This window comes from Lactobacillus sp. ESL0677, assembly GCF_029392875.1.
In the GTDB taxonomy this organism is placed as follows: Bacteria; Bacillota; Bacilli; order Lactobacillales; family Lactobacillaceae; genus Lactobacillus.
The window spans coordinates 683137-699119 of sequence record NZ_CP113946.1; the positions used below are offsets into that span (position 1 = coordinate 683137).

At 36.5% G+C, this 15983-nt stretch carries 11 protein-coding genes; all 11 read left to right on the forward strand.

What is annotated here, in order from left to right; translation table 11 throughout:
• The first annotated feature begins 62 nt into the window (after positions 1-62).
• The 11 genes from OZX76_RS03375 (at position 63) to OZX76_RS03425 (ending at position 15668) form a co-directional block, all read left to right on the forward strand.
• Complete coding sequence (locus tag OZX76_RS03375; RefSeq protein WP_277180948.1) at positions 63-770, forward strand: hypothetical protein; 708 nt, start codon at positions 63-65, stop codon at positions 768-770.
• 11 nt (positions 771-781) lie between these two features.
• Entirely contained in the window at positions 782-1543 is a 762-nt protein-coding gene (locus tag OZX76_RS03380) for a hypothetical protein (protein WP_277180950.1), read from the forward strand.
• Between the two features lie 50 nt (positions 1544-1593).
• Complete coding sequence (locus OZX76_RS03385; RefSeq protein ID WP_277180952.1) at positions 1594-2307, forward strand: accessory Sec system protein Asp3; 714 nt, start codon at positions 1594-1596, stop codon at positions 2305-2307.
• 9 nt (positions 2308-2316) lie between these two features.
• Positions 2317-3771: a glycosyltransferase gene (locus OZX76_RS03390; protein ID WP_277180954.1), complete on the forward strand. Its 1455-nt coding sequence runs from the start codon at positions 2317-2319 to the stop codon at positions 3769-3771.
• Complete coding sequence (locus OZX76_RS03395) at positions 3752-4603, forward strand: hypothetical protein (RefSeq protein ID WP_277180956.1); 852 nt, start codon at positions 3752-3754, stop codon at positions 4601-4603. The genes OZX76_RS03390 and OZX76_RS03395 overlap by 20 nt, the downstream gene beginning before the upstream one ends.
• 20 nt (positions 4604-4623) lie before the next feature.
• Positions 4624-4800 carry a hypothetical protein gene (locus OZX76_RS03400; protein ID WP_277180958.1) on the forward strand — a complete coding sequence of 59 codons (177 nt, stop codon included), beginning with the start codon at positions 4624-4626 and terminating at the stop codon, positions 4798-4800.
• Between the two features lie 2 nt (positions 4801-4802).
• Entirely contained in the window at positions 4803-7145 is a 2343-nt protein-coding gene (gene secA, locus OZX76_RS03405) for a preprotein translocase subunit SecA (RefSeq protein ID WP_277180960.1), read from the forward strand.
• A gap of 23 nt (positions 7146-7168) precedes the next feature.
• Positions 7169-8380 (forward strand): hypothetical protein, encoded by a 1212-nt coding sequence (locus tag OZX76_RS03410; RefSeq protein WP_277180962.1) that lies wholly within the window; start codon positions 7169-7171, stop codon positions 8378-8380.
• An 11-nt stretch (positions 8381-8391) separates the two neighbouring features.
• Complete coding sequence (gene asp1, locus OZX76_RS03415; protein ID WP_277180964.1) at positions 8392-9888, forward strand: accessory Sec system glycosyltransferase Asp1; 1497 nt, start codon at positions 8392-8394, stop codon at positions 9886-9888.
• Entirely contained in the window at positions 9885-11435 is a 1551-nt protein-coding gene (asp2, locus tag OZX76_RS03420; protein WP_277180966.1) for an accessory Sec system protein Asp2, read from the forward strand. The genes asp1 and asp2 overlap by 4 nt, the downstream gene beginning before the upstream one ends.
• Before the next feature lie 603 nt (positions 11436-12038).
• Positions 12039-15668 (forward strand): pectate lyase-like adhesive domain-containing protein, encoded by a 3630-nt coding sequence (locus OZX76_RS03425; RefSeq protein WP_277180968.1) that lies wholly within the window; start codon positions 12039-12041, stop codon positions 15666-15668.
• Positions 15669-15983: the final 315 nt, after the last annotated feature.

Here is a 15983-nt window from a genome sequence, read left to right on the forward strand (position 1 = left end):
AGCATTCCGAATATACTTTATTGGGAATGCTTTTTATTTGAAAATTGGAAAATGTAGTTGTCATGAAAAATGTAGTTATTGGTGAATATTTAACAAAAACTCCTGACAAGCCAGTTGATCTTGTGGGTATTTCACAAAAATTAGTAGCCTCTGTTAGTAAGTTTGACATTGAGACGGATATTGTCGTTAATTTTGAAAATAAACAAGAATTACCACCTTTAGTTAAGGTGACGCAGTATCAACCGTTTGCGCACTATCCTTATCAAGGATTAAAATTTTTTTTTACAAGATGGGAATTTGCTTATGAGTATTTATTAGCACATCGTGAGATTGATCAGGCAGCGCTGGTTGATATTGGCGATGTTGAAATGCTGAATTATCCGTTTAATGAGATTGAGGATAACATCTTATATATTGGTGATGAAAATAATGATTTGAACACCTATATTATCAATGATGATAGCAAGCCAGATTACCTAGAAGATTTTACACAAAAAAATAGGTATCTCCAGTTATTAAATGCTGGTGTTCTTGTTGGGACACGTGCAACTTTACTTGAGTTTTTGGGTATTTTTATGAAGCTTTATACTGATGATACTGTTCAGGAATATTTAGATTATGGTGACACTCATTTTGGCTTTTTTGAAATGGCAATTGTTAATTATATTGCGTATACCTTTTTTGATGGTCGGATCTGTCATGGACGTAAGGTGGCAACACGGTTTATGTATAATGATCAATCAGTAAAATCTTGGTTTAAGCATAAGTAAGGAAGGATTAAATGACTGAAGAAGAAGTAATTGCACTTTGTGCAGGACATGACTTTGTCTATAAAACTGGTAATCCAGAAATAATGATTTATTTTGGTCGTAGTGCTGTTTTAATGATTCGACTTAATCCTGATCATACAATTGGTTTTGCCTCACATATTGAGTTTTATCCATCTAGTCGGCACTGGCATTGGGATCAAGTCAATCAGTGCATCTTGTTTACTGATGAAGCAGACAAAAAAGTTATCGAAAAGTACGCACCACCTGTAGTTGAGGCGGGGAAGTATATTAGCTTAGTTTCTTTAACTAAGGAGCATACACGTTATGTTGCTTATTTAACGTTGAATATGTATCCTGCTGTGCAGCCGGCAGCTGAGCTCAGTCGCCAGCGCCTGATGTTAATTGCTGATAAATATGTGGCAGCTAATCGAATAGAGATTAATAAGTATATGATACTTAAGCAAGGCGAGGTAGCTGGTCTTAGTGGTCAAAGTGACTGGGAGTTAATTAATTCGGCTTGGCAGAAGCTTGCCCACGATAGCCAGATTAAGCATGTTTGCTTTTCGTTTAGTGGCTTGCCGCCAGTGACGGTAGAAATTTTTTCTGACGAGCTACAATTTCAGCTTGCAGATAACAAAAATCAGTATATTGCTGGATTACGTCGAGACATTTTGTTACTATTATCACAGTTGCTTATTAAGCATAACCAACAAATAATGGCTGAAGAAAAGCAGCTTAGTCCGGTATTAATGTTAAAGGATTTGATTAAGTAATGATTGAAGATGAATTATTAACTGTACACTTCTTTTTCAGGCCTCAAAGCATGAAATATATTTATATGTATGGTGCTAAAGTTCATTTTGAAGATGAAGATTTGTTATACAGCAATGCGATTGTTTCTCCAGGTAGATCATTAATTTCATGGCATAATGATAATATCGCGTCAGATATTATTTTGCCAGAATTGCCAAATAATGTTGACTATCAATTCAAAATATTTAGTCAGGAAAAGCCAGATAACTCTCTGGCATTAGCATTAACAACTTTTAATGGTAAAGAGCAATTTGATTATAAAATTTTTACAACTAAAGAAGCAAAATTTAGTTTGGAGTCCAAAGAAACAGGGTATCAGTTTGATTTAATAAGTTTGGGCAATTCGCAGCTGCGGTTTCATCATTTATTGCTTGCAAGGGCACCAATTATTGATGACTATACTTTTACGGTTAAAGATATTTGTGCTGTTCGCACAATCTTGGTGCATTATAATCGCGCCCAAAATACCAATAAATTGCATGTCCGGGTTAGGACGCATACTTCAACTATACAGACGATTAGTTTCGCACCAGCAGAAGATCACTTGTTCATTTTTATTCCTGTGCAGGTTAATGGTCAGGGGCAATTTACCGAGCAGCAGTTGGTGGCACTAGCGGCTTATATTGAAGGCTTTAGAGCTAGTGGCAAAGTTTTGCAGATTGAGAATAATCAGTCAACGGCAGCATTAGTTAAGGCAATCAGACAGTATATTAGTAAAAAATAAGGAGAGAAAATGGATTTTTTTGTTAACCAAGCGATGGGGATGGGTAACTCAGGAATTGAGCACTCTGAGTTTTACCGTGCCAAACGATTCGAAGAAGCAGGTATTCCTTACCGCTTCATCTTTTTAGCAGAAGTGCCAGAATTGCATAAGGCAATGGCCAAGTGGCGTCTCAAGAATGAGAATGTCATCAATATGTGGGAGTACTTTGTCTTGGGGGATGACTATTTAAAACATGGTCTAACTGAAACTTTCCCTGCTAAGAAAGTGCGTGTCTTGTCTGATGCTACTAATACGATGCGGATGAACGAATTTTATACTGATTCTGGTTTGCACATTGTGCATCACTTTGTTAAAGAGAAGAACAAGCAAAAGCCTGAAAGTAAGATCTTGATGGTACGTGCATACCAAACACAAATCTTCAGTACCAAGACCGGTGAATTGAAGGTTTCTTATGAAACAATCAATAACGCTCATGAAGAGGGACGCTTGCAAAATATTCACCTATATTCAGAGCGTGGGGAACATCTCTACTTTGCCAATATTGTGCGCTTATACCGTTACTTTTTTGAACAATTGGATCGCTTCTTTGGCGGCAAGAGTAATTTCTATATCGACCGTGGTGATTGGGCTGACGAAGCATTGATGCATGAGCCGATTCCTGATGCTAAGATTATTTACTTAATCCATGCCGACCACTTAGCTGATCGTAATGATCCTGCTAAGCCGTTTTGGAACAATTATTATGAGTACCTACTTGACCATATTAAACATGTTGACCGTATCGTTGTCTCGACTGAGCAACAACGCCAAGATTTGTTAATTGATTTTCCTGATGAAGCTGACAAAATCTGGGCGATTCCGGTTGGGGGCATTAGTGATAAGCCGAAGAAGATTAAAGACCGCAAGCCTGATGGCTTGAAATTAATTACCGCATCGCGATTAGCCAAGGAAAAGCATGTTGATATTGCCGAAAAAGCTGTCATTGAATTACATAATGAGGGTAAGAATGTCAGTTTTGATATTTATGGTGTTGGTGAAGAAAAGAAGCACCTTGAGGAGATTGTAAAGGAAAACCATGCTGAAAGTTATGTTCATGTACGGGGCTTATCACAGCATTTGGAGCTGGTATATCCGCGTCATGATGCGTTTGTTTCAACTTCATTTTCCGAAGGTTTTGGTTTGACGTATATCGAAGCATTAAACGCGGCTTTACCAGTTGTGACGTTTAATGCGCGCTTTGGGGCAACACAATTGATTCGTGATGGTGAAAATGGCTTCATTGAAGACTTTAAGCGTGACGATGAAAAGTATGATGTCGCGCAAATTAAAAAAGGAATCACACGGTTACTCAATGCCGATTATTTAAAACTGCGTCGTAATACGCAAGTTGGAATTGATAAATATCGTAATAGTGCAATTGCAAAAGAGTGGGAGAAGTTAGTCAATGGATTACGAACTAATTAATGAAGTTAATAATTTAGGCGGTAACGTTTTAAAAGCAGTTAAAGCAAGACTAAAACAAAGTAACGGTCAACTGCTCTGTTTAACCTCGATGCCTAATATGCGGAACTTTTTGCAGGCAAACGGTATTAATGGTACAACCTTAATCGACCATCTAACTGGTCGCACCTATGATCCTAAGAGCTATCGGTATTTTAATGAAATTAATATCCCTAGTATGGATTATGTACAAATGCAAAAAGATGGTAGTCTTTTCGTTGATGATCAAGGGATTTTTATTGCGCGAGAATATATGTTTCCTAATACTCGGCGGGCTGCACAAGATATTCGTTATTTGAATCCAGATGGCAGCTATGACTATATTGAAGAGTACGCTTCAGATGGTAAAGTATATAGTCACCTTTATTATGCTAATGGCAAATTAGAAGAGATTGAATTTGTTGATATGCAGGGACAGCCAGTTGTCCGCTATTTTTACTATGAAGGTAACCTTAATTTTGTTACAGTTGAAGATCCTAAAAAACATGAGGTAATTGCGCGATATAATAATTTACTTGATTTTTATGTTGACCAGTTAAGTAAATGGCTGACTAAGGATGATACAGTTAACATTAACTTTTTGGGTGTTGAATTAACTGCGCTGCAGAATACTAAATCGCATAATCAATTTTATCTATCGGAAGACCCAATGGATAATAATGGCAAGGTGCGTGGCAATTTAGCTAGTATTTTAAAGGATATAATTCCATATATTACTACGGTTAAGATGAACAATGCAGCGTACAAGAAATTGCGTCATGCAACAGTACCATTAAAGAAAGCCGAAATTGTCTAATAAATTTTTGAGGTGTGCTAATGAAAAATTCATTGTCCAAAAAAATTGAAGAAGATTTTGCGTATGAAAAGAAGGAGTTGCCTTCAATGAAAGAACGACGCAAAACAAAAGCAGAATTGATGGTAGCGCTGATGAATATTTTGGTTGGTGCCAGCATTTTGGTTGGTATGTTACTACCGCTGCTTAATTTGAAATAATCATGCATATTAGAAATAACCGATACTGGCGGAAAACAAACCAGATTGTAAAATTAAAAGCTGAATATGAACAATTAAGTGATGAAGATTTACAAGCTAAGACTAAAGAATTTCGTAAACGAATTCAGGAAGGTGCATCACTTAGCTCTTTATTAGTTGAAGCTTATGCGGTAGTTTGTGAAGCTGATAAACGAGTCTTAGGATTATCACCTTATGCTGTACAGATTTTTGGTGCAGTTGCCATGCAATATCACAATGTTATTGAAATGAAAACTGGTGAAGGCAAGACCCTAACGGCGACTATGCCAATGTATTTACACGGCTTGAGTGGGAGTGGTAATTTCTTGATTACTTCTAATGGCTATTTGGCTAAGCGTGATGCACTTAATATGGGTCGAGTTTATCGCTGGTTAGGCTTGAGCGTTGGCTATAACGAAGAAACTGAAGAAGAACAGGATCAAATTAAGCAGAAAAAGGTAATCTATAGCAATGATATTGTTTATACAGATGGGGGTACATTTGGCTTTGATTATTTAACTAATAATTTAGTTAGTTCCGCTAATCAGCAATTTATGCCTTCATTTAAGTTTGCTTTAATTGATGAAATTGACGCTGTTTTGCTTGACTTAGCCACTACACCATTAGTCATTTCAGGACGACCTAAGGGTAAGTCTAATTATCCTATCTTGGCTGATAAGTTCATCAAAATTTGTGAAAAAGATGTTGATTATGCCTTAAGTCCGGACAAAAAAAGTGTTTGGTTCTTAGCTGCAGGCATCAAAAAAGCTGAAAAATTCTTTAAAATAAAAAATATTTTAACAAAAGAATATTCAGACTTATACTGTCACCTAATATTTGCGTTGCAGGCCAACAAGATCCAAGTTCGTAATCGTGATTATATTGTTGAAGATAATAAGGTGATCTTGCTTGATAGAAACAGTGGTAGAAAAATGGTGGGAATGCAAATGCAGGCTGGTGTACAGCAGGCAATTGAAACTAAGGAAGGTTTAGAAAATAGCCCACAAGAGCAAGTTATAGCATCGATTACTTATCAGAACTTGTTTCGCTTGTTTCCACAATTAGCAGGAATGACAGGTACGGCTAAGGACGATAAGCAAGAGTTAATGCAGGTTTACCGTTTGAATGTTATTATAGTGCCAACTAATAAGCCAAGTATTAGAAAGGATGAGCCTGACAAGGTTTTTTATACTGCCAAAGCTAAGTTAATGGCATCTTTGGAATTAGTTAAAAAGAGCTACAACCAAGGTAGACCTGTTCTAATTGAAACGGGTTCCTTAACTTTGTCAAATTTATATTCGGAAATGTTACTGCAAGCTCATATTCCACATAGTTTACTGAATGCATGGTCAGTTTCGCAAGAAGCAACAATGATTAAGATTGCTGGTCAAGCTGGAATGATTACGGTTTCAACTTCATTAGCTGGTCGGGGAACCGATATTGTGCTTTCACCAGAAGCAAAAAAGGCTGGCGGCTTACTAGTTGTAGGGACAGAAAAGATGCCTTTGAAACGGATCGATGATCAATTACGTGGTCGTTCTGGTCGTCAGGGTCAAGAAGGAACTACGGTTTTTTATACATCATTACAAGATCAATTAGTTGGTCGTTTTCCTTCCAAAAAGATTGCTAAAAAAATTGCTCGTCATGAGGATGATAAGCAGCAGGAAATTAAGCACAGCGGACGTTATCGGCGCTTTTTCAGACGCCTGCAGAAGAGTGTTAAGTATGAAGAACAATCTTCACGGTTTATGGTTTTAGAATATGGTGAAATTGCTCGTTTGCAACGTGAAGCAGTTTACAAGGTACGTGGTCAAATTATTAAGATGAACCAAGAACTCGATCAAGTTGTGATTCACAGTATGCAAAAAGCAATTAAAAATTTTTTGAGTAATGAAGATTTGTCTTTAGCCGAAATAAATGATTTTGTTTGTGATAATATGACTTCCGAATTTAAAAACGAAACTGAGTTAGAAACGGCTTCGTACAACAAGCGCGAACGCTTTTTAAACAGAACGGCTTTACAGGCTTTGCAAGCTAAGAAGCGAAAGCTTGCTAATGAGGATGCCTGGCAATATTATCTGCAACTAGCCATTGTGAAGGCAATTGATGATGCTTGGGTTGATGAAGTAGATAATCTTGAAGCGTTACGGTCAGTAACAGCGCAAAGGTCAACGGGGCAGACTAACCCATTATTTGAATATCAAAAAGAAGCGTTAGCTAGCTTTAACCGAATGAAGGATGATATTATTCGTAACATTATGCGTAATGTCCTCTGTTCCGAGGTTAGTGGTAGTAGCGTTAAAGGGATGCAGATTTATTTTGCTTAGAAAAGAGAAAGGAACTGGCAACAATGAATAAAAAAGTTCTATACAGGCGTATGCTTTGGACATTATTGTTGGTGACAGTTTATATTTTGGGTCAGTTCATTATCATTCCGTTTGTTAAGCAAAGTGCTGCAGCCCATTATTTAAAAGCTAACACATTAATTAGTATTTTAGGGATGTATACTGGATCACAGACATCTCGGCCTTCTTTGTTAATGCTTGGCATCGGACCATATATGACAACAAATATTGTAGTTCAAGCTGTTAGCTCATTAGACCTGAAAAGTTTACGCCAGGTTTCACAGCATACCTGGGGGATAGTTACTAATTTTTTGAGTTTAATTGTGGCAATATTACAAGCCTTTTTATACGTAACTAATTTTAAAAAAGCGCTGTTACCAATTTATATTGATGGCTATAATATAAGTTTTTACTTAGCAATCATGGTGCTAGTAACAGGGGGAATGATCTCGATTTATTTGGCGAATATTATTTCTGAGCGTGGAATTGGCAATTCAGCAATATTAATGGTGCCACAATTGGTACTATCGTTACCATCATTATTGATTCGTGGCTGGGGTACAAGTCGCTTTAACTTTTCTATTGTTAATCTTATTATTGTAATTTTAACGACCTTAGTAGTTGTGTTCTACGGGTTAGCATTAATTCGAGCAGAGGAGCGCATTCCATTAAGGGAGCCACAATTAATGAGTAGCTTTGCTAAATCTTATTTTCCAATTAGATTGTTGACAGCTGGAGCAATGCCATTTATGTTTTCAACATCAGTATTTATGCTGGTGCCGATGCTAGCTAAAAATAGTTCGTCAAAAGTTAAAAGCATAATTTTTAATATAATGTCAATTGATAAACCAAGTGGAATAGTTTTTTATGCGATTGTTATTATTTTGTTAAACTTTGTCTTTGGTTTAATTACACTTCAACCTAGTGTTAAAGCTCGTAATTTCAAAGAAAATGGCAGTTATTTTTATGAAATAGTTCCCGGTATGCAAACAGAAAAATTTATTATGCATAAGTTTACTAGATTAACTTGGGCAAGTAGTTTAATTTTAATTGTTTTGAGTATTTGGCCCCTGATACTTGGCTTAAAGTGGTCACAAATGGCCAATCTTACGCCATTTATTGGTAACTTATTTATTTTAATTATGATTTTGGATATGATTGAGCAGGAATTTCAAACGCTAAATAGTGAAAAAAAGTACGTAATTGATTTGAAATAGAGTTGATAAAGATGTTAACATTAATCCCTGATTTACATACTAAAAATAAATTTTATCAGGAAAACACATTGCTAAGTTTATCTGCACGGTTGCAAGAAGAACAGATTGATAATCAGCTGTTACTTTTAAGCGATGAAACAGATCAATTCTCGGCCAATTTTATGAGTTCTAAGTCTCAGGTGATTTATTTATTTGATGAAATTCGTGCGATTAAAATTAATGGTTCGCCATTAACGTTGAATGACTTAAATATTCCAGATAAGTACAAGATGGAAGCACTTATTTATGTGTCTTCAACATATATTCAAGTGTTCGATGGTAGTAAAAAGGTTATGGAAGTTGTTTTGAGTAGTAGCGGTGCGCTGCAGCTAGTAACTTACTATGAAGAAAATGGGCAGATAGTCGATCGCTATGATCTGCGCGGCTTTCGTAGTAGCCGCAGTATTTTTAATCAACTGAAGCAGCTAGTTAATAAGCAATGGTTCAATGCAACAGGCGACCTAGTAATGACTCAAAATGAAGATCTAACAGTAACTATTCCTTGGCAGCAACGATCGCGCTTTCAAAAATCTAATTATACTGATTTGGCAGAAGTTGAATATGAGTTTGCACTGCCTCATTTAACCGGTAAGCAGCAAGTATTAATTGAGCCAAGTAAGGAAAGCCTTGATTTTCGTCATTTTTTATTGCAAGCTCAGGTTTATTATTACTTTACGAATGATACTCAAGTTGTTGATATCGATTGCCAAAATCTAATGCGTGATGACCAATGCTTGTTTCAAAATGAGACATTGGCACAAATTTTTATAAATAAAATTAAGCAAAATGGCATTGATTTTGTTCCTGTTTGGCAGGTCATTCCACCATACTTTAGCGATTTTTCTTTAGGAACTAGTATGGAACAGGAGCAGCAAATTATTTATTGGCATATTGGGCAAATTAATAGTGATGACTTGATGCAATATTTCAACCAATTAATTGACTTGTTAAAGGAAAATAAAGATTTAAAAATAATGGCAGATGCAACTTATCAGTCCGCAGCATTACTTAAAAATATTTCGGCAAAGTTTATTGCAGAGTTTAAAGAAAAGGTCAGTAAGCTAGATGATACAGCTTCGTTAGATGAAATTAATGCAAACGACTTTGATGTTGATCAAATGGATGCACTTAATCGTTTTTCCTGTCCTGAAAATTTAACTCATGATCAAAAGCTGCAGGTACTAGGACAATCGCATATTTTTGTTGATACTGATCCGTTAACAGACTATACTTTGCAACTTGAGGCAGTCAAAGTCGGCATACCACAAATTGTTTATCAAAGTAATGACTTAGTTAAAGAGGGCAAGAATGGTTTCTTAATTAAGGACAAAGCAATCAGGGAACCAGCAGATGTTTTTTTGACTAATCTGGATAAATGGAATATTGCAGTTGTTGAAGATGTCCGTTTAATTCAACATTTGTCGCTTAAAGCGATTATTAATAAATGGAAGAGGGTACTTCAGGGATGAGTAGAAAGACATATCTTATTCATAGCGGTGAGCAACCAATAGAAAATTTTGATGATTCCTTATCAAAATGTACTTATATGTGGGCTGATCCAGTTAATTTGAATAAGCATAAGTTGGCTCCAGTTTTTAAAAATAATATTTTTAATCATGACTACTTATTTACTTACTTCTTTCTTGATAAAACTTCACCTTGGTTAAAAGATGTGAAGCTGTTAATGCAATTGCCAGCGTATAGAGTTCTTTATAGTGAAGATGCTGATGTACCAGCAAGTATCTTACAAGTTTTGCAGTTGCGCGGGGCCTTTAAAATTAAGCAGACCAACTTAGCTGCTACTATTAATAATTATTTTTTTAATACTGATTTTGGGTACCGAGTAAGTATTGATCAGTTTGAAATTGCTCCAGCATTGCAAAACCGAATTACTTATTACGGTGACAGCTATTTTAATGTTGAAGCAAATTTTGATGATCAGTGGCATTATTTAAGTAAGATGGCGTATAGTGTATCGGTAGTCAAGCGGCATGTCACTACATTAACTGTAGAGATGCAAACAACAGGTAGTGCAGAATTAAAGGTTGAAGTTAAGTGCTTTAATTCCAATAATCAATTAATAAAGACAATTGTCAAAAGTGGTGCAGAACTAAAAGCTGATAACGGGACGGTTATTGTAACTGGAATTGAAGAGTCGTTCTTTTATAGTATCTATTATTACGTGCGCGGACAGGGAAACGTAAAAATTGGTACTTTACATCAGCGTCGTTCACGTGGTAAATATGGTTTTTTGGAGCTAGGCGGTAAGTCACTTGTTGATCGCAATGGACTTAATGGTGAAATCGGTTATTTGTTTAATCCTGGTAATATGCAGCCACCACTTACAGTTTATTTTGCTGGGTGGCATTCTGCTGAAGCTTTTGAAGCGCGAGCAATGTTGCATTCTAAGGGTGTACCATATTTGTTAATTACAGATTTACGTGTTGAGGGAGGTACTTTTTATCTTGGCGATGCAGCTATTGAAAATAAGATTATAACGGTAGTTAAAGATTGTTTGGCTAAACTTCATTTTAAGCCTGGAGATCTTATTTTGTCTGGTATGTCAATGGGAACATATGCATCATTGTATTATGGTGCTTTACTAAGCCCTGGAGATATTATCATTGCTAAGCCATTATTTAACTTAGGAACTGTTGCTGAAAACCTAAGAATTAACCGGCCAAATGAGTTTTATTGCGCAACAGATATGGTATTAATGCTTGAGGGAGATGACGATCATGCCTCTTGTCAGAAAGTAGACAATATCATGTGGCAAAGGCTTCAAGAGGGTAATTTTAGTAAGACAGATTTTGTTCTAGGATATATGCGTAATGACGATTATGATCGATATGCCTATACTGAGTTGCAAGGTTTTTTACAAAAATATTATCCAGATCGTCATGTGATTTCTAAAGGGTATTATGGCCGACATAATGATGACAGTGCAACGATTGCTGCTTGGTTTGAGCAACAGTTATTCCATGTTTTAAAAAATAAATATGGTCAAAAGTTTTAAGATTTAACTATGTAAAGCAGCTCTTTGACAAACATCCTATAAGAATGCTGTTGATGAAGATAATTAGCGAATTAGATGCACTTTAAGCAGTGATGCTTAAAGTGTTTTTCTTTTAGTACAGCATTTTTGGCTTCTAAGTCAATTTTGGCAACTGCATTTGAAAAATTGCGATGACTATAAGTTGGGCGTTGAATTTGCTTAATTCTGCAATCAAGGTTTTGGAAAGTTTGAGACGAAGTTATGGCCTCTTTTTTGTACAAAAATATCCTGTTAAGGAATACTACCCATCAACAGGGTAAAGGGTACAGACACTTTTTAATATCAGAATAGTATACAATTTATTTTCATGATTTAAGGAAAAATTGATTTTAAAAAAGGTCGAAAGGAGGAAAGTTTGTTATTAATTTTTTGGCTAGATAATAGAGCTTAGATATGATAAAAAATTTACCTATTATAAATTTGTCGTTATTTTACATAATTGTTATTTTAAAATTCAGTTTAGTATTTGTGAATATATTTACATTGAAGATTAAATACTTTAAAATTCGCTTATGTATAAAGTGCGAAGTATGTTGCTGAAGGCGATATACGGAAAGGAAAATTATGGTAGGTAAGAATAATTTTGCTAAAAGAATTAGGCAAGACGAGTCACAAGCAAAACGTGAACGCTTTTCCATTAGAAAGTTAAGTGTTGGTGTGGTATCGGTGTTATTAGGAGTGACTTTTTTAGGGCTGAACAATCAATCGGCGAAGGCTGATACAATTGCCGCTCCAACTCAGGATAAGGAAGAAACAACTAATAATCCGCAAAAGTCGGCTGAGCCGACTAAGAAGGAAAATCTTTCTACTTATAAGGGGCTGAAGGGATTTTTTAGTGATAAAAAGTCAGCTAAGTCCAGCAGTGTAGATCAGACTAAAACTACAGTAAAGCAGCCAGCAACCATACAGGACACTACAAACCAAGTCAAAGCAGCTGATGCAACGTCAACTGAAACGGCGACAGCGTCATCTACTGTACCTGCTGCAACTGAACAAAATTCGGCACCAGTTGTGACAGCTAATCAATCGGTAACGCCATCAACTTCAACTAAGCAGCCATCAGTAAGTGCGGACAAGGCCAGTCAGACCGTCAATCAGCCAGCAATCGCATCAACCCAAACAACTGCTGAACCACAACCTGAGCCACAACTAGCAGGATTGGCTCGTCAGGTAACAACTTGGCAAGAGTTTGTTAGTGCGATTCAAGATGCAAATGTTAGTGAGATCGATCTTGAAAATAATATTGCGTCCAATGTCACAGGTGGTAAAACTAACCTTAATTTTCCTGAACGACAATTATTAATCCAGTCGGATCCGACAAAGAACCAACGCTTCATCCTTGACTTGCATTATTCTGGTCCACGGCCAGATGATAGCTTGACTGATACTGCCAATCGGGGAACTACTGATTTAACTTATCGTAATCTAGATATTTATTCACAAAGTTTTTATGGTCTTGATAATTCGGTTGATGGCACATCGACGCCATGTAAGTTAACACTTGATAATGTTAATTTTGTTGGTTCGCAAGTTACTTATAGTGGTCAGTACTCCGATATTTATATTAAGGGTACGGTTAATGGGGATGCTGTTCAGTCGTATGTCAGTCCAATTGATGGTAAGAGTTATAGTTGTGATGGTGGTGGCCAGCAATTATTTGAGTTGTATCAGCCAGGACAAAATTTGATTTTTACTAAGGATTGTAAGTTCGTGGGTTCGACAAGTGACGGTAATGTGCTCGAGCTTGACAATGGAGTCGATGATAATGGTGGTCCTAACGGAAGAAGTCGGACGAATAACATTCTAATTGACAGTGGTGCAGATGTTACCCTGAATCCACGTAAAGATGATGGTAATAATGGCGATAATGCTCAACATAGTAACAAAGCTAGTGGAATTGCAATTATTAATGGTATTGGTACCGTAACAGTCAATAAGCGAGCTCAATTAACGATTAATGTGGGCACGGATGATTATACTGGAGGCTTGGATAAACGCAGAGCCGCAGCCATTATGATGACTAGTCAAAGCGGAAATAAAGCTAAGCTGATTGACAATGGTACGATTAACATCAATACTAACGGTGATATTAGTCAAAGTGCGGGCGGTTCAACGAAAGCAGGCACATTAATTTATGACCAGGGGAGTTTAACTATTGGCCCTGGTGCTGCTTTGAATGTCTTTGGCAAAAATATGCAGGACTATTCAGGTACGTTAATTTATATCACTGGTAAAGCTGACCTAAACAACGGAACGTTAGATATTGAGCTGCAGAATGATCCGAATCATCCTGATAATTCTGGTTATGGTGCTGGTAATAAGAAAATAATCTTGGTTGATGTTGCCAGCAGTGATGCTTTGACGGTTAATAACCCGCAAAAGTTGGTGTTAAACGCTTCTAATAATAAAGTTCCTGGTACAAGTATTATTGGTGATAGCGAAATCGACATTAAGAATGTGCGGCAGGTATTTAACTTTGATAAGCTTAACCCAATTACACTGCCACCATTTCATATCTTAAATGTACAGAAAAAGTCCGTCGGCAACCTGCAAACAATTGGCGTTAATAAGATTTCGGTTTTAAATGGAAATCAGACTATTTCAGATGATGCAATCAAAGCTATTAAGGGCTTAGTCGCTGATCCAAATAATGCGGCAATTGTGCAAATTTTGCAGAAAGCCTTTAAGACAGACGATATTGTGTCATACTTGCAAGATTCGCAAACTAAAAATATCATGCTTGATACTATTTTTAGTCAAGTAATTAGTAATGCGTTTTCTGACCAGGGAAATCCGGGTTACAACAATATCATGATGGTATCTCCTAACCAAGGAGGATTCTTGGATATTGAAGATGACAATGGCGTATTAGGACAGGCATCATATCACCAAAATGCGGATGGCTCAATTACAGTTACAGGTAAGGTAGATAACTTTAACGCTGATACAGATGGTCCAATACAGCCAAACAATGCCTTCAGTAAGCTGATGACTTGTGGGATGTATCCTTACGTAAAGGCGCAAATTAGGGGCTTGCCGAATATCTATACTAACGGTCAAGTCACAGATCCATATAATTTAACCAATGATGTTAATGGCGATTTGGGCCATGTATACAGTGCTATGGCTAATCCAGACGGTAAGTTTAGTATTACTTTCCCAGTTGACACGCCGGGTATTCACAGTGGCGCCGCAATTGACTTAACGCCAGAGGCCAACTTTATTGGCTTTAATCCTGAAATTGCAGGTAAATCAGCAACGGTCTATATTGGCAATATTATGGGTTTGGACCAGATGAAGCTGACTACGGAAAAAGAGCTGGATAGTGGCTTGGAAGCTGCAAATGCTCGCGTTAAGGCTTCAGGATTAAGTGTCGATGACCAGCAGCCATTCTTGACTAAGATAAAGACGGCACATGATGATGCAGTTTACTATATTGACAAGGCAACCGACTTTGATACAGTTAATTATTATCGCGGGAACGCACTTGATAGCTTTAACCATGAATCAGCCAAGTCTGAGCTGAAAGCTTATGGTCAAAATTGTGTTAATACGCTTAACATTACTGATGCGGCTACAAAAGCGCAGATTGATGCTCAAGTAGTTAACGGGAATGGTTATATTGACAGTAAGTTTGGCTCTAATCGGGTTGAAAATCGGGATGATTATACACCAACTAATCAGGCTCGGGATTTTTATACTGAACAAATATTGAATGTCTGCAAGTCCTGGCTGAATAGCTTGCTAAAAGATCAAGCAAGTAGTGCCAAGGCTGGACTTGATCAACATTCTGAACTGACTAATGTTCAGCAGCTAAAAGATCAGATTGATAGTATGGCCGATATGGTTAGTCACGGTGTGGTCTTAGCTGCAGACCTTGATAAATTGAACGCGGCATATCAAGATGCTAAAAGTAAGATCAATACCCTTGTAACGCAGCAACTAAGTGGAGTTCTGCAACAAGAGGCATTGGAAAATGTTAAAAATAAATGGCTTAGTTCCAGAGCAGCGTTGATGAAGCTGACTAAGCTAACAATTACCCGACAATCAGCTTATCGTGCTGAATTAAATGGTGAATTGTCTAAGGCAGCTGCGGCAATTAGCGCAGCAACTGACCTAGCTAATAGCTATCAAAATTTTGCAACTAAAGCAGATGCAATTGTGGCCGCAGCAACTGCAGAGAATAATCAATAATTATCAGAATAAAGTATCCTAAGTTATTTTAAAAAGTGACTTAGGATACTTTTTATTTAATACGATATATAAATATTATAATTTATGAGTATTTATATATAATTTACAAATATATTTAATCATATATTATATTGATAATTAACTGGAAGGTGAAAATCTTAAGATATCGTTAAGTTTAATAAAAGTAATGATATTTTTGCTACTTTTTTAAATTATTGCTGATTATTTTTATTAATTATAAGCAATAAGGTTATTTAATTAGAATCGTGTGTTTATTGACTTGCCCCTGAATTCTATTAAATAAATAACCAGTAT